The sequence below is a fragment of the Aeromonas sp. s5 genome, from assembly GCF_040907865.1.
Lineage (GTDB): Bacteria > Pseudomonadota > Gammaproteobacteria > Enterobacterales > Aeromonadaceae > Aeromonas > Aeromonas dhakensis.
Genome location: NZ_JBFOCO010000005.1, coordinates 357,948 through 380,519 on the forward strand (window position 1 = coordinate 357,948; position 22,572 = coordinate 380,519).

The following is a 22,572-nucleotide window of genomic DNA, read 5'->3' on the forward strand; positions in this document are numbered from 1 at the left end:
ATCGGCGGTGCGCACGGCGTTGGCACCCGGGGAGAGCTGGATGGCGGCGCTGGTGGCGGCCACCCCGTTCTCGCGGTTGGCAAAGGCGTAGGATTGCGCCCCCAGCTCGACCCGGGCGACATCGCCCAGCACCAGCTTGGCGCCATCGCCACCGGCCCGCAGCACGATGGCGGCGAACGCCTCTGGGGTCGTCAGTTGCCCCTCTACCGTGAGGGGGACCGTCAGGCGCTGCCCCGGCAGGGCGGGTTCGTCGCCGAGGCGCCCAGGCGCTATCTGCACGTTCTGCTGCTCGATGGCCTGCGCTACCTCGCTGATGGTCAGCCCGTAGGCGGCGAGCTTGCCCGGATCCACCCAGATTCGCATGGCCTGCTCTGCGCCGAACAGCTGCACCCGTCCCACGCCCTCGATGCGGCGCAGCTCCTGGACGATATTGCGCGCCATGTAGTCGTTCAGCGCTATTTCATCGAAGCGGCCATCCGGTGAAGTCATGCCGACCATCATCAGAAAGCCGGACGAGGCGGACTCCACCTGCAGGCCGTTTTGCCGCACCGCCTGTGGCAAGCGAGGCTCGACCGCCTTGATGCGATTTTGCACGTCCATCTGGGCCAGCTCGGGGTCGGTGCCCGGCTTGAAGGTGGCGGTGATCTGCGCGCTGCCCGAGGTGTCCACCGACGACTCGAAGTAGAGCAGGTTCTTGACTCCCGACAGCTCGCGCTCGATCAGGCTCACAACCGCATCGTTCAGGGTCTGCGGCGTGGTGCCCGGATAGGTGGCATAGAGGGTCACCGACACCGGCGCCACCGAGGGATAGCGGGAGATGGGCAACTTGGGAATGGCGATGACCCCCGCCAGTACGATGAAGAGGGCGATCACCCAGGCAAACACCGGGCGATGAATAAAAAACTGCGGCATGAAATGTCTCCGATTCAGCGGGTGTGGGTGCCGGCTTACTGGCCGGCAACAAGGGGTTGCCAGGGGTGGGTAATGACCTGCATACCCGGTGTCAGGCGGTCTATCCCTTCGATCACCACCCGTTGTCCGGCGCTGAGCCCGGACGCGATGCGGTACTGGCGCGCCACCAGCTCACCGGTGTTGACCGGGACCAGCTGTGCCTGCCCATTGGCATCCAGCACCCACACGCTGGTCTGGCCCGATGTGCGCACCACGGCCTGCTGGGGGACGCTCAGGGCGTTGGCATAGCGGGCACGGGGGACGCGCGCCTGCACGTAGAGGCCGGGCAAGAGCCGCCGCTCGGGATTGTCCACCAGCACCCGCAGCAGCACGTCACCGGTCCCGGCATCCACCTCGATGCCGGAGAAGAGGATGTGCCCCTGCATGCCGAGCGGCTTGCCATCGCTGCCGAGGATCTCCACCGTCAGTTCCGGCGCCGTCGACCCTGCCTGCTGGTGCAGGGCTTCCAGTACCGAGGCCGGTTGACGCACATCGACGTATACCTGATCGATCTGCTGGATCCTGGCCATGGGGGTGGTATCGGTGGGCGACACCAGGGCTCCTTCGCTCACCAGGGCCTGATCGATGCGTCCGGTGATGGGAGCCTCCACACTGGCAAATTGCAGGTTCAGCTGGTGCCGGGCCAGGGTCGCCCTGGCCTGAGCCACGTCGGCGGCCGCCTGATCCCGCAGGGAGACGGCATCGTCATAGGTCTGGCGGCTGATGGCCTCGGTGCGCAGCAGCGGCACCAGGCGGTCAATCTGGATGCGCGCGCGGGCCAGCACGGCCTCGGCTCGCTGCAATGCGGCGGCGGCGCTGTCGACATCCGCCTTGAAGGGGGCCGGGTTTATCTGGAACAGCACTGTGCCTGCGTTGATTTCGGCGCCCTGCTCGAACAGGCGGCGCTGCACAATGCCGCTTATCTGGGCGCGAATTTCGGCGCTGCGCACCGCGGCCACCCGGGCGGGCAGATCCTCGCTGATGACCAGGTCCTGCCCTGCCAGCGTCATCACCGACACCTGAGGAAGGGCTGGCGCGTCTTGCGCTTGCGGCGCCCCATCGCAACCTGCCAACCCGAATACGGCAATGACGGCAAGCAGAGCGCCCGCATACCGCTGTCTGACAAACATCATACTCACCTCGTTAAACCGTCTCCCCGGCATGGTGTTGCCGCGAGAGCACATCGAGCGGGCATTATGGAGAGGGGCTATTGCGAATGATTCGAGGCTTTGTGGAGAATCCATGGAGGCGGTGATAAAGTTCAAACCCACCATTTTCGAGGCCGACCATGTCGTATCTTCCAGCCTCCGCCAGCCCGGCGGCCCAGTCACTGGTACTGATTGCAGAGGATGAAGCCGAGATCGCCGAGATCCTCGCCGCTTACCTGCAACGCCACGGATTGCGCACTTTGCATGCCGCCGATGGCCGCGTAGCCCTGGCCATGCACCAGACATGCAAACCCGATCTCCTGCTGCTGGATGTGCAGATGCCGCAGCTCGACGGCTGGCAGGTGCTCAGCGAGATCCGGGCCCGTGGCGACACGCCGGTGATCATGCTGACCGCCCTGGATCAGGACCTCGACAAGCTGATGGGGCTGCGCATGGGGGCGGATGACTATGTGGTCAAACCCTTCAATCCGGCTGAAGTGGTGGCCCGGGTACAGGCGGTGCTCAGACGCAGCCAGGCAGCAAAACAGGCCACGGCCCGGGTGTTGCGGGTCGGCCCCTTCCAGATCGATCTGGAGAGCCACGAGGCCAGCCTTTGCCGCGATGAGGGGCAACTGGTGCTGGATCTGACCCTGACCGAGTTCAAGTTGCTCGCCTCCCTGATGCGGGCGCCGAAACGGGTGTTCAGCCGCGCCGAACTGCTGACCCACTGCTTGCCCGAGGGGGATACCCAGGAGCGCACGGTGGACAGCCACATCAGCAAGCTGCGCAAGAAGCTGGAGGCACACGGCATCCAGGGGGTGCCCGCCAGTGTCTGGGGCGTCGGCTATCGCTTCGGGGGCGATGCATGACATCGGCCCCCGGCCTGCGCAGGCAGATCATCCGCTCCCTGGGGCTGATGGCGCTTGGCATCATCTCCCTCGCGGTGGTCGGCACCTATGTGTTCTACGCCATTGCCGTGACCTATGTGCCTGGCAGCATCTCCGAGAGCTGGATACCCTCCAGGGTCGAGATGCTCTGGATAGGCTCGACCATTCTGATTGCATTGGGGATGGCGCTGTACGTGGCGGTTCGCCTCTCTCGGCGCATCCTGACCCCGCTCAATTCGGTGGCGAACAGCCTGCGCGAGGTGGCAGAGGGCAAACTCGATGCGCGCGTGCCGCTGGATGAACAGGCAATTGGGGAGACGGCGCAACTGGTGCGGGACTTCAACACCATGGCCGAACGGCTGCAGAGCATGACCCGCGAGCGGGAGTTCTGGAATGCCGCCATCGCCCACGAATTGCGCACCCCGGTGACCATCTTGCGTGGCCGTTTGCAGGGGCTGGCCGAAGGGGTATTTCCGCCAGAGCGTGAGCTCTTTGAAGGCTTGCTACGTCAGGTGGAGGGATTGACCCACCTGATCGAAGATCTGCGGGTACTGAGCCTCAACGACAGCGGCCATCTGGAGTTGCAACGAGAGGAGATCAGGCTGGCAGACGAGCTTGCCGTGGTGCTCGAGGCGTTTGCCGCCTCTCTGGCCGCGAGCGGTTTCACCCTCAAGCGGGAGCTCGATGCCGAACTCCTTGTTTGTTGCGATGCACTTCGCATCCGTCAGGCTCTGATGGCGCTGCTGGAGAATGCCCAGAAGCATGGGGTGCCGGGCCTGCTGACCGTGCGTCTGCATCGCTCTGGCACCCTGTGCATCCTGAGTGTGGAAGACGAGGGGCCCGGCATCAGCGAGGAGGTTGCAGCCCATATCTTCGATGCATTTCGCCGGGGAGATCCGTCACGCTCGCGCAAGAGCGGCGGCAGCGGGCTCGGACTGGCCGTGGTCAAGGCCATTGTCGAGGCCCACGGTGGCAGTGTGGTTTGCCAACCCGCTAAAAGTGGAGGAACAATGTTCCTTCTCTCATGGCCTATATCGTTCAATTCTCAGTTGTCCTGAAATATACCTTGTTGTTTAAATAGTCAATTTTGTCCCATTGGACTAGGTTTTCGTCATATCCCATAGCTTAATGAGTGTACTAATGGGTTAAAGCATAATTGTCCACGGGCTGGGGCAGGATGGCCCTACATTTTGGCTCCACATAGCAACTTGAGCGTTTGGGCTCTGGCTTAGTTATCGCTAAGCAAGTCGACCAATATGGTTTGTGGTGTCTGGTGGGTTATTGCTCGATGTGGTGTTGTGGTTGCTGGCCGATGGCAGCGGTTATCTGCCGAGGGATCAAAGTCTTGTAATCACGCAAGTCATGCATGGTTGGGCTTCCCAACCCCTAGGTGTGAGGAACTACATGACGTTGTGGGGATGATTGTCTACAGCGATTGCTTGAGACGGTTGATGTCTCGTTGATAGCTACGGCGGTGGCTATGCCAAATCACCCGCTCGGTAGCAGCCTCCAGTAGCGCAGTGGTCATGGTGCGGGGAAGAACCAGATTTGCGCCATCCCATTTATCCAGGTCCAGCACGCCGGAACGCACCAGACTGGCCAACTGCGTATCAAACTCTTGGGTCAGCTTCAGCGCAATGAACTCCTCGATATGGGCTCGGAGCCTGGTAATATCAGCCTCTGGCGCCATTGGTAGTGCATTGGGCGTTGTCATGGTCATGGTCATGTATGGCAGCTCCAATGCGGCGTGTCATTGGTACTATGGTTGACGTAGGACCCGACCATTACCCGTTGCAACTCGCCAACCGGCTAACCCGCAGCATTACAGACACAGCGAAAGCGGGCGAAGTTAATCTCTCGCGGCAGATGTTCACGCATATCCCGTGGACTGACAAAGAGCGTGGTCTTGTGCTGCACCGGGTTGGGGGCTATCAGTGGCCCGCCAATTCGTCGCCTCTCCACATCGTGGGCATAGGCAAATCCCGGCATTATCAACTGTTGACAGATGAGCTTGGAGAGAGCTGGATGGGTACACATGGCTTCCGCTACGGCGGCCTGGCTAAAGCTATCGTTGAACTCAATCATTGGTGTTTGAACGGTAGGCCGCTGCCAGCAGCGCAAACTGTTCGACCAGGTAACTGATGCTGATGCCCAGTTCATCACTTACCCCATCACCCAGACGGTGATGCAGGTGTGCCATGTCATCAGAGATACGTTGGGCTATCTGGGCGGTTGAGCTCGATAGTGGGCTTGTCAGCGTTAGGGTGATGGCGAGATTCATCGCATCTCTCCCCCAAGGAACTTGGTCCCACAGTGACAGTCGGGTCAGCACGTCTTGCGCCAACGCTTGCTGAAACTGCTGTATTACCTTGACCAAACGAGGTGCCTGCTCAGGGCTCCCTCTCCATTCGCTCGACTGGTACAGCTTAGCGCGGCTTGCTTCTCATCTTCTCATCGTTGCCAAGATTCTGGCTTTGTACTCGAGTCATGTCAGCTGGCTGAAATAGACAAAGGTGGATCAATCCAGCGGAGTTTGCGTTCGCCACTGCTCAGCCCTGTGTGCTGGTTTGCTCACTCTCCCTCACCAGCTCGAGGAAGGCGCGCATGGCGGGGGTGATGCTGTGCTGGCGGGTGATGAAGGCGGTATGGCCGATGTCGCGTTGCGGCGCCAGCGGCAGGCAGACCAGATCCGAGAGCTTGCTGGCGGAGCGGGCGAGGCCGGCACTGACGATGGCCCAGCCCAGCCGGTGGCGCACGGCACTCACTAGGTGAAACAGGGAGTCGGTTTCCAGTACCACGTCAAGCTGGATGCCGGCCCGCTCGGCGGCGCGGTCCAGATACTTGCGAAACTGCATGGTGCGGCTGGGCAGTACCAGCGGCCGCTGCTGCAGTGCCGTCAGGGTCAGCTCATCGCCGGGGAGGCGCTGATCCGCCTCGTCGCGGTTCATCAGCACCGCCATCTGGTTGTGCCCCTGGGGATAGAGGTGGAAGGTCTGTCTGGCGGCGCCGGTGAGCGGTTCGTCAAACCCCAGCCCGATATCGCACTGGTGCAGCTCCAGCTGTGACAGCAGGGCTTCGTTGCTGAGCACCGAGAGACGAATGACGATGTCGGGGTAGCGCTGCTTGCAGCGGGCGATGAGCGGCATGATGTCGACATTGGACTGGGGCACTATGCCGATGCGCAGGGTGCCGGAGAGCTCGCCATGAAACAGTGCCAGCTCCTGCTTGAGCGCCTCCTGCTCCAGCAGCATCCGCTCGGCATACTGGCGCACCAGCTCGCCCGCTTCGGTGAGGGCGACGAACTGGCTGGTACGCACCACCAGATCGGTGCCTAGGTTCTTCTCCAGCGCCGTGATGCTGGCCGAGAGGGTCGGCTGGGTGATGTGGCAGGCCTTGGCCGCCCTGGCAAAATGCTGATGTTTGGCCAGTTCGTGGAAATAGTGCAACTGCTTGATGTTCATCGTCATACGGGAGGCGAGGGGAGGATGGATTTAAAAATTAATCAATTGAAAAAACGTCGTCAATAGAATGACTCTATTACCATATAGATTTATTTCATTGGTTTTGCGTCTGCCGCCTCTCTAAACTTGAATGCAGTTTGCATTTTTAGGCCAACCTGCATGCCTGCCTACACGCCCGTCGAGATACCCGTCAATTTGCCTGCCTCGCCCGCACTGGATCATCTGGTGGAGGAGGTCGCCGTCGCCATCAACATCAATGGCATCAACCATGCGGTGATGATGGCGACCCCGGACGATCTCGACGACTTTGCCATCGGCTTTCTGTTTGGCGAGGGGATCATCCGGCACAACCACGAGGTCCACGACATCCAGATTGGGCCGGCCGAGCAGGGGATGGTGCTGGACATCACCATCGCCAACCGTTCCCTGGCCGCCCTGACCCAGCACAAACGCCGGCTGACCGGGGCGACCGGTTGCGGCATCTGCGGTGTGGCGGCGGTGGAGCAGGCGCTGCCCGCACTGTCGGTATTGCCGCTGACGCCGCCGCTGGATGGGGCCTTGCTGGCGGGGCTGCGTGCGCAGATCGCCCAGTGGCAGCTCAAGGGTCAGCAACACGGCGCCCTGCATGCGGCGCTGGCGCTGGATGCCGAGGGCCGGATCCTGCACTGCCGGGAAGATATCGGGCGCCACAATGCCCTCGACAAGCTGATCGGCCTGCTGCTGCGCCGCCACAGTGCGTGCGACACCCTGGTGGTGACCAGCCGCTGCGGCAGCGAGCTGGTGCAAAAAGCCGCCCGCTTTGGTGCCCGTCACCTCATCTGTCTGGCATCGCCCAGCCAGCTGGCGGTCAGGCTGGCCCTCAAATACAACCTCAACGTCGTTCATATTCCCAAGTTTGATGCCCCGGTCAGCTACTCCAGCTATCGCCCGGCGGATCCCATCGGAGAGTGCCATGAGTCATATTGAAAAGCCCGCCAAAGCCGGCGGTTTTTCGTCCCTGCAATCCACCATGAAACAGGTGCTGCGCAGCCAGAAGACCCGTCAGAACATCAAGAACCTGCTGCGGGTCAACCAGACCGACGGCTTCGACTGCCCGGGGTGTGCCTGGGGTGACAACGACCACGGCACCTTCCAGTTCTGTGAGAACGGCGCCAAGGCGGTGGCCTGGGAGTCCACCGGCAAGACGGTGGGGACCGAGTTTTTCGCGGCCCACTCGGTGCGCCAGCTGGTGACCCAGAGCGACTACTGGCTCGAGTATCAGGGACGACTGACCGAGCCGATGCGCTACAACCCGGCGACCGATCACTACGAGCCAACAAGCTGGGACGACGCTTTTGCCCTGATTGCCGACACCCTCAGGGGACTGAATAGCCCCGACGAGGTGGAGTTCTACACCTCGGGGCGTGCCAGCAACGAAGCTTCTTATCTTTATCAGCTGTTTGGCCGTTTGTTTGGTACCAACAACTTCCCCGACTGCTCCAACATGTGCCACGAGGCGAGCGGGGTGGCGCTGATCCAGTCGGTCGGCATCGGCAAGGGGACTGTGGTGCTGGATGACTTCGACCAGGCCGATGCGGTGTTTGTCTATGGCCAGAATCCGGGTACCAACCACCCACGCATGATGAATGCCCTGCGCCAGGCGGCGCGTGGCGGCTGCAAGATCGTCAGCTTCAACAACTTGAAAGAGGTGGCGCTGGAGCGCTTCGCCAGCCCGCAGAGCCCGCTCGAGCTGCTGACCCCGGCGGCCACCACCATCAGCCACCAGTACCTGACGCCGAAACTGGGTGGCGACATGGCCGCCATGCGTGGCATGGCCAAGTACATGTTGGAAGAGGCGCCAGAGGTGGTGGATCGCGACTTCATCGCTCGCCACACCCGCCATTTTGACGAGTATGAGGCGCAGGTGCGTGCCACCGACTGGGCGGCGATCGAGCAGCAGTCCGGCCTGAGTCGCGCCGACATCGTGCAGGCCGCCCGGGTCTTTGCCGCCAGCCAGCGCATCATCAGCTGCTGGGCCATGGGGGTGACCCAACACCTGCACTCGGTCGACACCATCCGCGAAATCGTCAACCTGCACCTGATGCGCGGCCAGATTGGCAAGCCGGGAGCAGGCCTCTGTCCGGTACGGGGCCACAGCAACGTGCAGGGCAATCGCACCATGGGGATCAACGAAAAGCCCACCGCTGCCTTCATCGACCGGCTCGAGCGTCACCTGCAGGTGAGTCTGCCGCGGGCCGCAGGTCACAACGTGTACGAGGCGCTCAAGGCGCTGGACGAGGGCAAGAGCAAGGTGCTCATCTGCCTGGGTGGCAACCTGGCGGCAGCGGCGCCCGATACCGGCTTCACCTACGGGGCGATGAAAAAGGCCGAGCTCAACGTGCAGATCAGCACCAAGCTCAACCGCAGCCATCTGCAGGTGGGCAAGGCGGCGCTGATCCTGCCCTGCCTCGGTCGCACCGAGCTCGATATCCAACGCACGGGCAACCAGAAGATCACGGTGGAGGACACCTTCAGCATGGTGCACGCCTCGACCGGCGCGGCCGAGCCAGTATCGCCGCTCTGCCTCTCCGAAACCGACATAGTGGCGCGGATGGCTCATGCCACCGTGGGCGGCGAGCGGGTCGACTGGCTGGCTCTGCGCGATGATTATGCTCGTATCCGTGATCTTATCGAACAGACCATCGCCGGTTTTGCCGATTTCAATGCCCGCATCCAGCAGCCGTGCGGTTTTCATCTCGATAACTCCGCCGCCAAGCTGGTGTGGAACACCGCCAGCGGCCAGGCCGAGTTTCGTGCCAGCACCCTGCCGCACTCTGTGTTGCCGGAGTGTACCCGCCATGCCGAGCAGATGAGCGATCAGCCGGTGCTGCTGCTGCAGAGCCTGCGCTCTCACGATCAGTACAACACCACCATCTATGGCATGGATGACCGTTATCGCGGCATCAAGGGCCAGCGCAACGTGGTGTTCATGAACGAGGCGGATGCTCGCCAGCTTGGCTTTGCCGAAGGGGACAGGGTTGACATGGCGGCCATCTGCAACGACGGGCGCGAGCGCAGCGTGACCGGTTTTGTGGTGGTGATCTACGAGATCCCGCGCGGCAACATCGCGGCCTACTATCCGGAGACCAACCCGCTGGTGCCCATCGACAGCATAGGGGCGGGCTCGTTTACCCCGACCTCCAAGTCCATCCCGGTGCTGGTGACCGGCTCCAATCGGCAGGACAATCTGTTGCTGCTATGAGCCGAGAGGTTTGCAGGCTAGCCGGTTCAAGCCGGCCAGCCCCATGCAGTAGAACCCGGACATCCTATAAACAACAACGCCGCATAAGCTATGCGGCGTTGTTGTTTTTCAGCTCTGGTGCCGGTAACAGGAGTCGAACCCGCGACCTTCGCATTACGAATGCGCTGCTCTACCAACTGAGCTATACCGGCGTGCCACTAGATTCCTGAAAACCCGGGGGCAAGTCAATGAGCTGTACTCGGTTTTATGAGTGAGCTCATGGAGTTACGGTCAAGGTCAGAGGTCGGCGAACTCCGGAATATGGGCCCGGCCGCGGCTTTCGAGAAAATCGAGCAGGGCGCGGGGGGAGCGCGCCAGGATCCGCTCTTCGGGGAAGCCGGCCTCGGTCACCAGCCGGTGGCAGTGCTCGAAATCCCCGAGGCTGAAGGCCACGTGGGAGTCGGAGCCGAAGGTGAGGTAGGCCCCCATGTCCCGCGCCGCCTCGACGATGGCGCGGCAGTTGCCTTCACTGCCCGGGCGGGAGTGGCTGAAGGAGGAGTTGTTGAGCTCCAGCGCCACCCGATACTCTGCCGCCGCCTTGACCACCGCCTGGATATCAATGGGGAAGGCGGGATTGCCGGGGTGGCTTATCATGTCGACCCGGCCGCTCTTGATGGCGTTGATCATGGCCTGGGTGTGGGTGGCCTGGTCGCAGGGGGGGAACACCGGTTCGTGAAAGCCTGCCATGATCATGTCGAGCCGCGACTCGTAGCGCTCGGGGAAGTCTATCTCGCCGTCGATGTTCTTGATGTTGGCTTCGATGCCGCGCAGGATGCCGACCCCGTCGACCACCCGTGGCAACACGTGCAGGTTGACGAAGTGCCAGAAGTGGGGGGCATCGGCCATGTCGGGGCCATGATCCGTGGTGGCAAACAGCTTGATCCCCTTTGCCCTGGCGATGGGCAGGTAGTCGTGAATAGTGCTGTAGGCGTGGGTGCTGGCGACGGTGTGGGTGTGGGTATCGACCGTGTACTTCATCTTATCTTCCCCTCTGGCGTGAGGGGCCAGCATAGCAAAGGCGGCGGGTCGAGACCATGTGGTGGCTTGTCATACTTTGTCACAAATTGAGGGCTGGTTGACAAAGTTTGAACACGCTTGGCGGCCATGATGGATGCATCGATGAAAGCCTGAACTCGCATCGATGGGTTGGATCAGGATGGTGCAACCTCATTTCCCCGCCGTCGCGCCCTGCGACGGTTTTTTTTGCCCGTTTGCCAGCGTGCTGGGTGGCAGCAGGGTAAAAAAATGCCCAACTAGCATGGAGCAGGTTGGGCGAGACTTAATGTTTAATTGCAGTGGCATAGATATAGAGTCCGATTCGTCCGTGAAGTTCCCGCCTTGTTCCCCATTTTCACGAAAAACATTTCACTAACACCTGTTCACATTCTCTTGACACAAAAGGTTGTGAAACGTACTTTTTAAACATTCGTTTAAGTGAGGTGTCCTGTGAGTAAAATCGATACCAAAAACCGCATTCTCGATGCCGCCGAGGTGTTGTTTGCCGAACGGGGGTTCGCCGATACCTCTTTGCGTCTGATCACCAGCGAGGCGGATGTCAACCTGGCCTCGGTGAACTACCACTTCGGCTCCAAGAAGGAGCTGATCCAGGCGGTGCTCGATCGCTATCTGAGCCTGTTCATGCCCGAGCTGGATGCACGCCTGCATACCCTGATGGCGCAGGAGCAGCTGACCCTGCTGCAGGTGTTCGAGAGTTTCGTCGACCCGCTGATGAAGCTGGTGGCGGTGCGCACCAACGGTCCGGCCATCTTCATGCAGCTGCTGGGACGCGGCTACATCGACAGCCAGGGCCACCTGCGCCGCTTCATCACCGCCCATTACGGCCCCATTTTGCAGCGGATCACCCAGGCCATCTCCAAGGCCAACCCTGAGTTGTCGCCGGCGGATCTGTTCTGGCGGCTGCACTTCACCCTGGGCACTGTCGTGTTCACCATGGCTTCGGCCGATGCGCTGCGCGACATTGCCCAGGCCGATTTCGGCCAGCAGCTTGATGTGGAGGGGCTGGTACGCAACGTTATTCCTTATCTGGCGTCCGGAGTCGGGGCGCCCGTGGAGTCGACCAGGCAGGCCCTGGCCGTGTAACAACCAACAATAAATCAACGGAAACAGTGAAATAGAAGGAACTTGAGTATGATCACATTGCTTATCCTGCTGGTGCTGGCGATAGCCGTCGTGCTCGGCGTGCCCTCCATCCGTAAAAAGGTGGTCACCCGCCCGGTGTTCGGCATCTTCAAGAAGATACTGCCGCCCTTGTCTGCCACCGAGCGGGAGGCCATGGAAGCCGGCTCCGTCTGGTGGGATGGGGAGCTGTTTCGCGGCAACCCCGACTGGAAAAAACTGCACGGCTACGGCAAGGCCGAGCTGACCGCCGAGGAGCAGGCCTTCATCGACAACCAGGTTGAAACCCTGCTCGCCATGGTCGACGACTTCAAGATCGTCAACGAAACCAAAGATCTGCCGGAGCCGGTGTGGGACTATCTGAAGAAGGAAGGCTTCTTCTCTCTGATCATCCCGAAATCCTACGGCGGCCGTGAATTCTCCGCGATCGCCAACTCCACCATCGTCACCCGCATCGCCACCAAGAGCCTGAGCGTGGCGGTTACCGTCATGGTGCCGAACTCCCTCGGCCCGGGCGAGCTGCTGATGCACTACGGCACCCAGGCCCAGAAAGATTTCTGGCTGCCGGGGCTGGCCAACGGCAAGGAAGTGCCCTGCTTCGCCCTGACCGGGCCGGAAGCGGGCTCCGATGCTGGCGCCATCCCGGACAAGGGGATCGTCTGCAAGGGGATGCACAAGGGTGAAGAGGTGCTGGGTATTCGCCTCAACTGGAACAAGCGCTACATCACCCTGGCCCCCCGCGCCACCGTGCTGGGGCTGGCGTTCAAACTCTATGACCCGGAAAAACTGCTGGGTGACAAGGAAGAGCTGGGCATCACCTGCGCGCTTATCCCCACCAGTCACCCCGGCGTGCGGGTCGGCGATCGCCACTATCCCATGGGGCTGGCGTTCCTGAACGGCCCGACCTTCGGCAAGGATGTGTTCATTCCGCTCGACTGGATCATCGGTGGCCCGGATTACGCCGGTCGCGGCTGGCGCATGCTGGTGGAGTGCCTCTCCGCCGGGCGCGGCATCTCGCTGCCTGCCCTTGGCACCGCCTGCGGTCACATGGCGAGCCGCACCGTCGGCGCCTACTCCTACGTGCGCAAGCAGTTCGGCATGTCCATCGGCAAGTTTGAAGGGGTACAAGAGGCGCTGGCCCGCATCGGCGGCCTCACCTATCAGCTGGAAGGGGCCCGTCGCATGACCGCAGGTTCCCTGGACTTGGGTCAGGCACCGGCCATCGTCACTGCGATTTCCAAGTACCACATGACCGAAATGGCGCGCCAGATCATGGATGACTCCATGGACATCCACGCCGGCCGTGCCATCCAGCTGGGCCCGAAAAACTACACCGGCTACGCCTACATGGGCATTCCGGTGGCGATCACGGTGGAAGGGGCCAACATCCTGACCCGCAACCTGATGATCTTCGGGCAGGGGGCCACCCGCTGCCACCCGTACGTGTTTGCCGAGCTGGAAGCGGCGGCCGACACCGACGTGGAGCGCGGCCTCGAGAAGTTTGACGCCCTGCTGATGAAGCACATCGCCTTTGGTGCCGGCAACTTCTTCGGCTCCCTGTTCCAGGGGCTGACCCTGGGCCAGTTCAACAGTGCCCCGGTGGCCGGTGAAACCGCCCGCTACTACAAGCAGCTCTCTCGCATGAGCAAGGGGCTGGCCCTGTGCGCCGACGTCTCCATGCTGATGCTGGGTGGCGATCTCAAGCGCAAGGAGATGATCTCCGCCCGTCTGGGTGACGTGCTGAGCCACCTCTACCTGGCCTCTGCCACCCTCAAGCACTACGAGGATCAGGGCCGCATGGTTTCCGATCTGCCGTTCGTGCAGTACGCGGTGGAACGCAACCTCTACCTGATTGGCAAGGCGTTCGAGGGCTTCTTCCAGAACTTCCCGAACAAGGTGGTGGGTACCGTGCTCAAGCGGGTGGTGTTCCCGTTCGGCGTGGGTTACAAGATGCCGGCCGACGATCGCTGCCACGCCATCTGTCTGGCCATGATGAAGCCGGGCGAGTTCCGCGACCGTCTGACCGCGCTCTGCTATGTCGGCAAGGACGAGGCGGATCCGGTCGGCCTGATGGAGCGTGCCTTCCAGGCCATGGTCTCTGTGCAGCCTTACGAGAAGAAACTGGTGCAGGCCCAGAAAGAGGGCAAGCTGCCCCGCAAACTGGCGTTGCCGGAGCTGGTTGCCGCCGCCCTGTCTCAATCCATCCTGAGCAAGGACGAGGCGGACAAGCTGCTGGCCGCCGATGCCCTGCGCTACGAGGCGATCCAGGTGGACAACTTCGCCCCGGGCGAGCTGGAGGGGTTATCCCAGCAAAATCCGGTGGTGCACGCCGCCTGAGAGAGCACTCGCTCCTGAATCTGAAACCGGCCGATATGGCCGGTTTTTTTGTTTGTTAACCATGCATTTACAACCTCGATTAATTCCAGTTTAATGCAATGGCCCCCCACCCTTGGGGCAGGAAGCAAGGCCAGCGGAATGGCCGACAACAACAAACTCAGGAAGAGTGAATGAATCTCGCCAAAACGGCGATCGAACGTCCCATCTGGGTGGCGGTCTCGATCGTGCTGATTTTTCTGCTGGGCCTGCTCAGCATCCGGGGGCTGCCGATCCAGCTGTTTCCCGACATCGATCGCCCGCACCTCAACATCTCGGTGGACTGGCGCTCGGCCTCACCCCAGGAGATGGAGTCGGAGATAACCGACCCCATCGAGCAGGAGATGCAGGGGGTGCAGGGGCTCAAGAATCTCACCAGCAACAGCTTCCCCGGCTTCATCGAGATCGATCTGGAGTTTGCCCTCGGCACCGACATGCAGCGGGCCCAGCTTGACGTCATCTCCCGCCTGAACCGGGTCTCCGGGTTGCCGGACAAGATAGGCGGTCCCTACGTCAACAACTACAGCAGCAACGACACCCTCACCTTCTTCTTCATCCAGCAGCTGCCCGGCGCCAAGGGGCCGATCGACGATCACCAGGCGTTGATCGAGGCGCGGATAAAACCCGAGCTGGAGCGGATCCCCGGGGTGTCGACGGTCGACATCCAGGGCATCAACGAGCGCCAGATCCAGATCCGCTTCGACCCCTACCGCGCCGCCGAGCTGGGGGTGGAGATCCCGGTACTGGCCAGCCGGGCCAGCACCGGCTGGGATGTCTCCGCCGGCACCCTCGACATCGGCCGCTGGGAGTACAAGCTGCGCTTTGCCGGCCGCTACGACGTGGCGACCCTGGGAGACAAGGTGGTGGACTGGCGCGACGGCCTGCCCATCTATCTGCGAGACGTGGCGGAGATCCAGCTGGCCCGGGAGGAGAATCCGGTGCTGCGCATCCAGAACGGCAACACCGCCATCGCGGCGCAGATCTTCAAGGAAAGCGGGGCCAACGCCCTGGCGGCGCTGGAGGCGATCAAGCTCAAGGTGGGCGAGCTCAACCGCGAGGTGCTGGAGCCGGTCGGCCTGCACATGGAGCAGTCGTTCGACGCCTCTCTCTACATCAACCGGGCGGTGAGCATGGTGACCGCCAACCTGGGGCTCGGCGTGCTGCTCTCCTGCGCCATCCTCTGGGTCTTTCTGCGCCGGCTCAAGGCGACCCTGATGATCGCGATCGCCATCCCCATCAGCATCATGCTCACCTTCTGTCTGCTCAAGGTACTGGGGCGCACCCTCAACGTCATCTCGCTGGCGGGCATCGCCTTTGCGGTCGGCATGGTGCTCGATGCCGCCATTGTGGTGCTGGAGAGCATCTACCGGCGCCACGAGCGAGGGGATCTGAGCAAAGGGGAGGCGGCGTTGGAAGGCGCCAGTCGGGTGTGGACCGCGCTGGTGGCCTCCACCCTGACCACGGTCGCCATCTTCCTGCCGGTGCTGCTGCTCAACGACGTCGAGGGGCAGCTGTTTGCTGACCTTGCGCTCACCATCGCCTGCGCGGTGACCGTCTCCATGCTGGTGGCGGTGACCGTGCTGCCGGCGGTGGCGGCGCGCTGGATGGGGCGCGAGCGGCTGACTGACCCCTATGAGAGGCTGTGGCAGGGCACCACCCGCCACGTGATCCGCTGGACAGCAACGCCCCGTCGGCGCTGGACCGTCATCACCCTGATGATGAGCCTGCCGGCGCTGGCGACCTGGGCCCTGCTGCCGAAGATGGACTACCTGCCGGACGTGAAGCGCGACGCGGTGGATGTCTGGATGAACTTCACTCCGGGCTTCAACCTCAAGGCCCAGCGCGAGGAGGTGATCGACACGCTCATCGCCAGACTGGATCCCTATATGAAGGGGGAACAGGAGCCGGCCCTCAAGAACTACTACATATTGCGCTACCCGGGTGGCGCCCAGATCGGGGTGCGGCCGAAAGAGGAGGACCAGATCAAGGTGCTGGAGCAGCTGCTGATGAAGCAGTTGCTGGTGGGCATCCCAGATACCCAGGTGTTTGGCGGTCAGGGGTCGCTGTTCGGCGGCTTTGACAGCGAGAACGGCATCTCCCTGTTGCTGCAGGGGGGCGATCTGGTCGAGCTCTACCGGGCGGCGCGGGCCGCCATGGCCATCGTCAAACAGGATCTGCCGGGGGCCCAGGTCAGGCCGCAGCCGGATCTCGATTTCACCGCCCCCGAGCTGCGGCTGGTGCCGCAAGACAGGCGTCTCGCCGAGGTGGGCTGGGATCGCACCCCCATGCCCGCCATCATCCAGACCTTCGGCGACGGGCTGCGGGTCGGCGAGTATTTCGACGGGGAGGAGCGGCTCGACATCATGCTGATGGGGCAGACCTCCGCCAACCCGGACGAGCTCAAGGCGGTGCCGCTGGCGACCCCGTCCGGGCGCATCGTACCGCTCGGCGAGCTGCTGCGGGTGGAGCACGACATGGGGCCGGCCAGCATCTTTCGGGCAGATGGGCGGCGCAGCATCAGCCTGCAGATCTCGCCCCCGGCGGGGATGAGCATGGAGCAGGTGCTGGACACCCTGCAGAGCAAGAGTTTTGCCGCCATCCGGCCGCTGCTGCCCGCCGGCGGCGAGCTGCGGGTCTCCGGCAATGCCGACAGTCTGCAGCAGGCGCTGGGCAACCTGGGGGCCATCTTCCTGTTTGCGGTGATGATCCTGCTGATCCTGTTGTGGGGGGTCTTTGCCTCCCTCAAGGATGCGGTGCTGGTGTTGCTCACCCTGCCGCTTGCCACCGTCGGCGGTGTGTTGGCGCTCTACCTGAGCGGCCTGCTGGTGCCGCTGCCGATGGATCTGCTGACAATCATCGGTTTCGTCATCCTGCTGGGGCTGGTGGTCAACAACGCCATCCTGCTGGTGCACCAGACCCGCACGGCGGAGCGGGAGGGGATGAGCCGCCAGCAGGCGGTGGCCGATGCCCTGCAAAGCCGGATGCGACCCATCGCCATGACCAGCCTCACCAGCATCTTCGGCATGCTGCCGCTGATGCTGAGCCCGAGCGAGGGCAGCGAAATCTACCGGGGGCTGGCCACCGTCATCGTTGGCGGCATGAGTTGCAGCACCCTGTTTACCCTGGTCCTGCTGCCCGCCTTCCTGCGGCTGGGTGAGCGGGTCGACGTGCCGCAGGCCATTCGGCAGCGGGCCTGAGCAAGGAGCTCATCGATGACACATGGTTTTACAAGGATGGTTGTGGGCGCGGCGCTGCTGGCGGGGGGCGTGCTCCCCGCGCTGGCACAGGGCAAGATGGTGACCCTGGCGGACGTGACCCGGGGGGAGGCTGCGGCCAGCATCTGGGTCAGCGGCACGGTGGCGAGCCGCCAGCAGGCGGCGCTCAGCGCCGAGGTGAGCGGCCGGGTGGAGTGGATCGCCGAGTTCGGCAGCCGGGTCAGCAAGGGGGATGAGCTGCTGCGCCTCGACAGCGCGGCGCTGCGGCTCTCGCTGGAGCAGGCCCAGGCCGAGCAGGCCAAGTGGGAGAGCAACGTGCGCTTCGCCCGCGCCGAGTTTGGCCGGCTGGCGACCCTGCATCGTCAGAAGAGCGCCTCCCAGAGCCAGTACGACAAGGCGCGCTACGACGTGGAGCAGGCTGAACTGGCCGAGCGGCTGGCGCGGGTGCAGGTGCGCCAGATTGAGGAGCTGCTGCGCAGAAGCCACATCTTCGCGCCGTTCGATGGGGTGGTGAACAACCACTTCATCCAGCCGGGGGAACATGTGGATGCCGGCGAGCAGGCGCTGGATCTGGTCAACCCCGATCAGCCCGACATCCGCCTGCAGGCCCCCATCGTCTGGGCTGGCCAGCTGGCGCCCCAGACCCGGCTGCGGGTGGAAGGGGATCAGCTCAGCGGCCACGGGGTCTATTACCAGCGGGCGGCCAGCGCCGATCCCAAGTCGCGCCTCATCGAACTGCGCCTCAAGCCGGAGGGGGGGCGCTTCATCATCGGCTCGCCGGTGCGGGTGGCGTTGCCGCTGGCGGAGCAGCAGACCATGTTGCTGCCGCGCGATGCCCTGGTGCTCAACACCGAGGGGAGCGTGGTCTATCAGGTGGAGCAGCACGGCGAAGAGCTCAAGGTGAACCGGGTGCCGGTGACAGTGCTGTTCGGCGACAGTCGACAGGTGGCGGTGAGCGGGGCGCTCAAGCAGGGGGACAGGGTGGTGGTGCGCGGCGCCGGCAGCTTGCAGGACGGCGACAAGGTCGAACTGTTTCGCGGCTGATCCAGCTTGGTTACCATGAAAAACGGCTCCCGCGGGAGCCGTTTTTGTTGCAGGCAGGAGGGGCGATTACTCGACCATCATCACCTTGCAGGTGTTGGTGCTACCGACGGTTTCCATCTTGTCGCCGTGAGTGAGCAGAACCATGTCGCCGCTTTGCAGCAGTCCCTTGGCCTTGAGCACGTCCAGCGCGTCGCGGCACACTTCGTAGACCGGCTTGGTCTCGTCGCCGTCAAACAGCACAGGGGTCACGCCGCGGTAGAGGTTGGTCCAGGCCAGGGTCTTGTTGTGCGGTGACAGAGCGAAGATCGGCAGGCCGGAGCTGATACGGGACATCAGCAGCGGGGTGGTGCCCGACTCGGTCAGCGCCACGATTGCCTTGACCCCTTCCAGGTGGTTGGCCGCATACATGGTGGACATGGCAACCGCCTCTTCCACCGAGGTGAAGGTGTAGCTCATGCGGTGGTTGGAGACGTTCAGGCTCGGATGCTTCTCGGCGCCCACGCAGACGCTGGCCATGGAGGTCACTGTCTCGATGGGGAACTGGCCGGCGGCGGTCTCGGCGGAGAGCATCACCGCATCGGTCCCGTCCAGCACGGCGTTGGCCACGTCCATCACTTCGGCACGGGTCGGCAGCGGCGCGTTGATCATCGACTCCATCATCTGGGTCGCGGTGATGACCACCCGGTTCAGGCGGCGGGAGTGGCGAATGAGCTTCTTCTGCACGCCGACCAGCTCGGGATCGCCGATTTCGACGCCAAGGTCACCACGGGCCACCATGACGGCATCGGAGCCGAGGATGATGTCTTCCATCGCCTCGTCGGTGGCGACGGTTTCGGCGCGCTCGACCTTGGCCACGATCTTGGCGTTGGAGCCGGCTTCGCGGGCCAGCTCGCGGGCGTAGCGCAGGTCATCGCCGCAACGGGGGAAGGAGACGGCCAGGTAGTCCACGTTCATGCGGGCGGCGGTCTTGATGTCTTCCTTGTCCTTCTCGGTCAGGGCCGGGGCGGAGAGGCCGCCACCCTTCTTGTTGATGCCCTTGTTGTTGGAGAGCGGACCGGCCACGGTGACCGTGGTGTGGATGCGGGTGCCTTCGACCTGCTCCACTTTCAGTTGCACGCGGCCGTCGTCCAGCAGCAGGATGTCGCCGGGCACCACGTCATTGGGCAGGCTCTTGTAGTCGATGCCGACCTGCTCCTGGCAGCCTTCACCCTTGCCGAGGGCGGCGTCGAGGATGAACTTGTCGCCGATGGCCAGATAGATCTTGCCGTCCTTGAAGGTGGAAACGCGGATCTTGGGGCCCTGCAGGTCGCCCATGATGGCGACGTGACGGCCCAGCTTGGCGGCGATGTCACGCACCTGGTTGGCGCGCAGGATGTGGTCTTCAGCAGTGCCGTGGGAGAAGTTCATCCGCACCATGTCGGCACCGGCACGGATGATCCCCTCGAGGATCCCTTCGCGATCGGTGGCCGGACCGAGTGTGGTTACAATCTTTGTACGTCTTGGCATGAAAGACTCCAGTTTTGAAGTTGATATGACTTGAGATACTGCCCCGTCAAGCGCATGACCCATTGCACCCGCTTGCAAGCCATCTGGGTGGCTTTTGTTACTAAATTACAATACTACACCAAGGAAGGTGGCAGAGACAGCCGGGGGCCGGGGCCCCCGTTGTTCACGAAGAGTGGGGTGTATCAAAGCGGGATTCGCGCAAACCTTCTTTGACTTTCTTCAGGTTTTCGCGAAATTTCATGCCGCGGCGCAGGGTGAAACCGGTTGCCAGCACGTCCACCAGGGCGAGCTGGGCGATGCGCGAGGCCATCGGCATGTAGACGTCGGTGTCTTCCGGCACGTCCATGGAGAGCACTAGGTTGCACTCGCGCGCCAGCGGGGAGTCCTTGGCGGTCATGCCGATGACGGTGGCGTCGTTTTCACGGGCCAGCGCGGCAATCTCCACCAGCGCCTTGGTGCGGCCGGTGTGGGAGATGAGCACCACCACGTCCCCTTCGCTGCTGTTGATGCAGCTCATGCGCATCATGACGATGTCGTCGAAGCTCACCACCGGGATGTTGAAGCGGAAGAACTTGTTCTGGGCATCGCGGGCGACGGCGGAGGAGGCCCCAAGGCCGAAGAAGCTGATCTTCTTGGATTGGGTCAGGATGTCGACGCAGCGATTGATGGCCGAGATGTCCAGGCTGTTCTTGGCGGCATCGAGGCAGGCCATGGTGGATTCGAAGATCTTGGCGGTATAGGTATCGGGCCCGTCTTCTGCCTCCACGTGGCGGTTTACATAGGGCGTGCCGTTGGCCAGGCTCTGGGCCAGATGCAGTTTGAAATCGGGAAAGCCCTTGGTATCGAGCCGGCGACAGAAGCGGTTGACAGTCGGTTCACTGACGTCAGCCATCTTGGCGAGGGTGGCGATACTGGAGTGGATGGCCGTCTGTGGGGAGGCCAGGATGACCTCGGCGACTTTACGCTCTGATTTACTGAAACTTTCCAAATTATTAGTAATTTTATCAAGGGTATTCATCATCACCACCAGGCGTTTTTGTAATTTAGCTTCAGTGTCTTTGCACTAAATTCATGGCTAAGCAGGTTTCCAATCAACTTGATGACTATACAAGACAAGCTCTTATCGAAACTAATCTCGGCCCTGCAAAGTATGACTCATGTCTAATTATTTCGTTGTTTTGGTTACAAACTTCCAGTCATTCCGTGAAAGCGCTTACAAATGTTGCAAAGCAACAACACTGTGAGCGGGCGCACAGTTGCACCCATCAAACGCGCCGCAAGGGGAGGGGCTCGGGTAGAATTGGCACCAAATAATAAGTGCGGGACGGTAACGGCCGCCCCGACCCCAGTAACGAAGGAGTTGTTTTATGCAGCATACCCATGCGCTGGTCGGCGACGTAGGCGGCACCAATGCCCGGTTGGCCCTGTGCGAGCTGGCAACCGGCACCATTTCCCAGGCCAAGACCTATTCCGGGCTGGCCCATCCCACTCTGGAAGCCGTGGTTCGCCTCTATCTGGATGAGCACAAGGTGCAGGTGGGCGAAGCCTGCATCGCCATCGCCTGCCCCATCAACGGCGACTGGGTCGCCATGACCAACCACAGCTGGGAGTTCTCCATCAGCGAGATGCAGGCCAATCTGGGTCTGACCCGGCTGCAGGTGATCAACGATTTTACCGCCGTCTCCATGGCGGTGCCCGTGCTGGAGGAGAGCGATCGCATCCAGCTGGGTGGCGCGGTCCCCGTGGTCGGCAAGCCCATCGCCATCTACGGGGCTGGCACCGGCCTTGGCGTCGCCCACCTGGTGCTGGCGGGTGAGCAGTGGCTGAGCCTGCCGGGCGAAGGCGGTCACGTGGACTTTGCCGCCAACAGCGAAGAGGAGGATGCGGTGCTGCAGGTGATGCGCGCCGAGCTGGGTCACGTCTCGGCCGAGCGGCTGCTCTCCGGCCCCGGCCTCGTCAACATCTACCGCGGTCTTGTGAAGTCCGATGGCCGCGAGCCGCAGGCGTTCGAACCCAAGGACATCACCGAGCGCGCGCTGGCGGGCGAGTGCCTGGACTGCCGTCGCACCTTGAGCCTGTTCTGCGTGCTGATGGGCCGTTTTGCCGGCAACCTGGCGCTCAACATGGGCACCTTCGGCGGCGTCTACATCGCCGGTGGCATAGTGCCGCGCTTCCAGGAGTTCTTCATCGGGTCGGGTTTTCGGGTGGCCTTCGAAGACAAGGGGCGTTTCAAATCCTACCTCAAGGATATCCCGGTCTTCCTCATCACCCATGAAGGGCCGGGCCTGCTCGGTGCCGGCGCCTATCTGCGCCAGTCGCTGGGCATCAAGTTGTAAGCAACGACAGGGCGGGTGACGCAATGGCCATGGTTCAGCCTTGATTCAGTGACCATGGCGTAGAGTGTCCCTACGTACTCAAGAAGAGAGGGCGCCATAAGGAATTGGGACTTCTCTTCATCCGCTGGGTGCGTTTGTCACCTGACAAGCCTGAACTGTTTCACCGGCCCTTGCGGCCGGTTTTTTTATGCCCGCCGTTTACTGCCGGCCTGTGTTGCTGGCGATGGCGGCAGCC

At 62.5% G+C, this 22,572-nt stretch carries 17 protein-coding genes and 1 tRNA gene; 9 read left to right on the forward strand and 9 right to left on the reverse strand.

The features are described from left to right. Both AB5Y94_RS02820 and AB5Y94_RS02825 read right to left on the reverse strand, forming a co-directional pair. Positions 1-912: efflux RND transporter permease subunit (locus AB5Y94_RS02820; RefSeq protein ID WP_368204762.1), on the reverse strand; the 912-nt coding region annotated here is incomplete at its 3' end. A gap of 35 nt (positions 913-947) precedes the next feature. Then, positions 948-2,084, reverse strand: coding sequence for an efflux RND transporter periplasmic adaptor subunit (locus AB5Y94_RS02825; protein ID WP_368204764.1), 1,137 nt, complete (start codon positions 2,082-2,084; stop codon positions 948-950). Positions 2,085-2,239: 155 nt separating this feature from the next. Here AB5Y94_RS02825 and AB5Y94_RS02830 point away from each other — a divergent pair, with 155 nt between their 5' ends. Together AB5Y94_RS02830 and AB5Y94_RS02835 are read left to right on the forward strand one after the other, a co-directional pair. Then, on the forward strand, positions 2,240-2,968 hold the full coding sequence (locus tag AB5Y94_RS02830) for a response regulator (protein ID WP_010634673.1): 729 nt from the start codon (positions 2,240-2,242) through the stop codon (positions 2,966-2,968). After that, a complete protein-coding gene (locus tag AB5Y94_RS02835; protein WP_368204767.1) occupies positions 2,965-4,044 on the forward strand; it encodes an ATP-binding protein in 1,080 nt (359 codons plus the stop codon). Before AB5Y94_RS02830 ends, AB5Y94_RS02835 begins: the two co-directional genes overlap by 4 nt. Before the next feature lie 368 nt (positions 4,045-4,412). Here AB5Y94_RS02835 and AB5Y94_RS02840 read toward each other — a convergent pair whose 3' ends face one another. From AB5Y94_RS02840 to AB5Y94_RS02850, 3 genes are all read right to left on the reverse strand, one after another. Further along, positions 4,413-4,712: a hypothetical protein gene (locus tag AB5Y94_RS02840; protein WP_243887589.1), complete on the reverse strand. Its 300-nt coding sequence runs from the start codon at positions 4,710-4,712 to the stop codon at positions 4,413-4,415. 351 nt (positions 4,713-5,063) lie between these two features. Further along, entirely contained in the window at positions 5,064-5,267 is a 204-nt protein-coding gene (locus AB5Y94_RS02845) for a hypothetical protein (RefSeq protein ID WP_208201478.1), read from the reverse strand. A gap of 268 nt (positions 5,268-5,535) precedes the next feature. Beyond that, positions 5,536-6,453, reverse strand: coding sequence for a LysR family transcriptional regulator (locus tag AB5Y94_RS02850; RefSeq protein ID WP_368204769.1), 918 nt, complete (start codon positions 6,451-6,453; stop codon positions 5,536-5,538). Positions 6,454-6,606: 153 nt separating this feature from the next. Here AB5Y94_RS02850 and fdhD point away from each other — a divergent pair, with 153 nt between their 5' ends. Together fdhD and AB5Y94_RS02860 are read left to right on the forward strand one after the other, a co-directional pair. Further along, complete coding sequence (fdhD, locus tag AB5Y94_RS02855; protein WP_368204772.1) at positions 6,607-7,413, forward strand: formate dehydrogenase accessory sulfurtransferase FdhD; 807 nt, start codon at positions 6,607-6,609, stop codon at positions 7,411-7,413. Continuing rightward, a complete protein-coding gene (locus AB5Y94_RS02860) occupies positions 7,400-9,688 on the forward strand; it encodes an FdhF/YdeP family oxidoreductase (RefSeq protein WP_368204775.1) in 2,289 nt (762 codons plus the stop codon). Before fdhD ends, AB5Y94_RS02860 begins: the two co-directional genes overlap by 14 nt. A 115-nt stretch (positions 9,689-9,803) precedes the next feature. Here the strand turns inward: AB5Y94_RS02860 and AB5Y94_RS02865 are convergent. Both AB5Y94_RS02865 and AB5Y94_RS02870 read right to left on the reverse strand, forming a co-directional pair. Continuing rightward, positions 9,804-9,879, reverse strand: a tRNA-Thr gene (locus AB5Y94_RS02865). A gap of 85 nt (positions 9,880-9,964) precedes the next feature. Further along, positions 9,965-10,705, reverse strand: a complete 741-nt coding sequence (locus AB5Y94_RS02870; protein WP_017788582.1) for a phosphatase — start codon at positions 10,703-10,705, stop codon at positions 9,965-9,967. Between the two features lie 468 nt (positions 10,706-11,173). On the opposite strand from AB5Y94_RS02870, the gene AB5Y94_RS02875 reads away from it, so the two are divergent. The 4 genes from AB5Y94_RS02875 to AB5Y94_RS02890 all read left to right on the forward strand — a co-directional run bounded on the left by AB5Y94_RS02875 (position 11,174) and on the right by AB5Y94_RS02890 (position 18,495). Further along, on the forward strand, positions 11,174-11,827 hold the full coding sequence (locus AB5Y94_RS02875) for a TetR/AcrR family transcriptional regulator (RefSeq protein ID WP_368204777.1): 654 nt from the start codon (positions 11,174-11,176) through the stop codon (positions 11,825-11,827). Between the two features lie 48 nt (positions 11,828-11,875). Then, complete coding sequence (locus tag AB5Y94_RS02880; RefSeq protein WP_268026823.1) at positions 11,876-14,200, forward strand: acyl-CoA dehydrogenase; 2,325 nt, start codon at positions 11,876-11,878, stop codon at positions 14,198-14,200. 170 nt (positions 14,201-14,370) lie between these two features. Beyond that, the gene (locus tag AB5Y94_RS02885; RefSeq protein ID WP_368204778.1) at positions 14,371-17,433 is read left to right on the forward strand and encodes an efflux RND transporter permease subunit; all 3,063 of its coding nucleotides are present in this window, start codon (positions 14,371-14,373) and stop codon (positions 17,431-17,433) included. Between the two features lie 15 nt (positions 17,434-17,448). Further along, positions 17,449-18,495, forward strand: a complete 1,047-nt coding sequence (locus AB5Y94_RS02890) for an efflux RND transporter periplasmic adaptor subunit (protein ID WP_368204780.1) — start codon at positions 17,449-17,451, stop codon at positions 18,493-18,495. A gap of 66 nt (positions 18,496-18,561) precedes the next feature. Here the strand turns inward: AB5Y94_RS02890 and pyk are convergent, their stop codons facing one another. Then, complete coding sequence (pyk, locus tag AB5Y94_RS02895) at positions 18,562-20,001, reverse strand: pyruvate kinase (RefSeq protein WP_005298729.1); 1,440 nt, start codon at positions 19,999-20,001, stop codon at positions 18,562-18,564. Between the two features lie 163 nt (positions 20,002-20,164). Continuing rightward, a complete protein-coding gene (locus AB5Y94_RS02900; RefSeq protein ID WP_005298732.1) occupies positions 20,165-21,019 on the reverse strand; it encodes a MurR/RpiR family transcriptional regulator in 855 nt (284 codons plus the stop codon). A gap of 349 nt (positions 21,020-21,368) precedes the next feature. Here AB5Y94_RS02900 and glk point away from each other — a divergent pair, with 349 nt between their 5' ends. After that, positions 21,369-22,337: a glucokinase gene (glk, locus tag AB5Y94_RS02905; RefSeq protein WP_368204782.1), complete on the forward strand. Its 969-nt coding sequence runs from the start codon at positions 21,369-21,371 to the stop codon at positions 22,335-22,337. The last annotated feature ends 235 nt before the right edge of the window (positions 22,338-22,572 follow it).

Bases quoted from the DNA above. Each gene is read 5' to 3' on its own strand.
- AB5Y94_RS02825 (WP_368204764.1), bottom strand. From the start codon at position 2,084: ATGATGTTTGTCAGACAGCGGTATGCGGGCGCTCTGCTTGCCGTCATT.
- AB5Y94_RS02830 (WP_010634673.1), top strand. From the start codon at position 2,240: ATGTCGTATCTTCCAGCCTCCGCCAGCCCGGCGGCCCAGTCACTGGTA.
- AB5Y94_RS02835 (WP_368204767.1), top strand. From the start codon at position 2,965: ATGACATCGGCCCCCGGCCTGCGCAGGCAGATCATCCGCTCCCTGGGG.
- AB5Y94_RS02840 (WP_243887589.1), bottom strand. From the start codon at position 4,712: ATGACCATGACCATGACAACGCCCAATGCACTACCAATGGCGCCAGAG.
- AB5Y94_RS02845 (WP_208201478.1), bottom strand. From the start codon at position 5,267: ATGAATCTCGCCATCACCCTAACGCTGACAAGCCCACTATCGAGCTCA.
- AB5Y94_RS02850 (WP_368204769.1), bottom strand. From the start codon at position 6,453: ATGACGATGAACATCAAGCAGTTGCACTATTTCCACGAACTGGCCAAA.
- fdhD (WP_368204772.1), top strand. From the start codon at position 6,607: ATGCCTGCCTACACGCCCGTCGAGATACCCGTCAATTTGCCTGCCTCG.
- AB5Y94_RS02860 (WP_368204775.1), top strand. From the start codon at position 7,400: ATGAGTCATATTGAAAAGCCCGCCAAAGCCGGCGGTTTTTCGTCCCTG.
- AB5Y94_RS02870 (WP_017788582.1), bottom strand. From the start codon at position 10,705: ATGAAGTACACGGTCGATACCCACACCCACACCGTCGCCAGCACCCAC.
- AB5Y94_RS02880 (WP_268026823.1), top strand. From the start codon at position 11,876: ATGATCACATTGCTTATCCTGCTGGTGCTGGCGATAGCCGTCGTGCTC.
- AB5Y94_RS02885 (WP_368204778.1), top strand. From the start codon at position 14,371: ATGAATCTCGCCAAAACGGCGATCGAACGTCCCATCTGGGTGGCGGTC.
- AB5Y94_RS02890 (WP_368204780.1), top strand. From the start codon at position 17,449: ATGACACATGGTTTTACAAGGATGGTTGTGGGCGCGGCGCTGCTGGCG.
- pyk (WP_005298729.1), bottom strand. From the start codon at position 20,001: ATGCCAAGACGTACAAAGATTGTAACCACACTCGGTCCGGCCACCGAT.
- AB5Y94_RS02900 (WP_005298732.1), bottom strand. From the start codon at position 21,019: ATGAATACCCTTGATAAAATTACTAATAATTTGGAAAGTTTCAGTAAA.
- glk (WP_368204782.1), top strand. From the start codon at position 21,369: ATGCAGCATACCCATGCGCTGGTCGGCGACGTAGGCGGCACCAATGCC.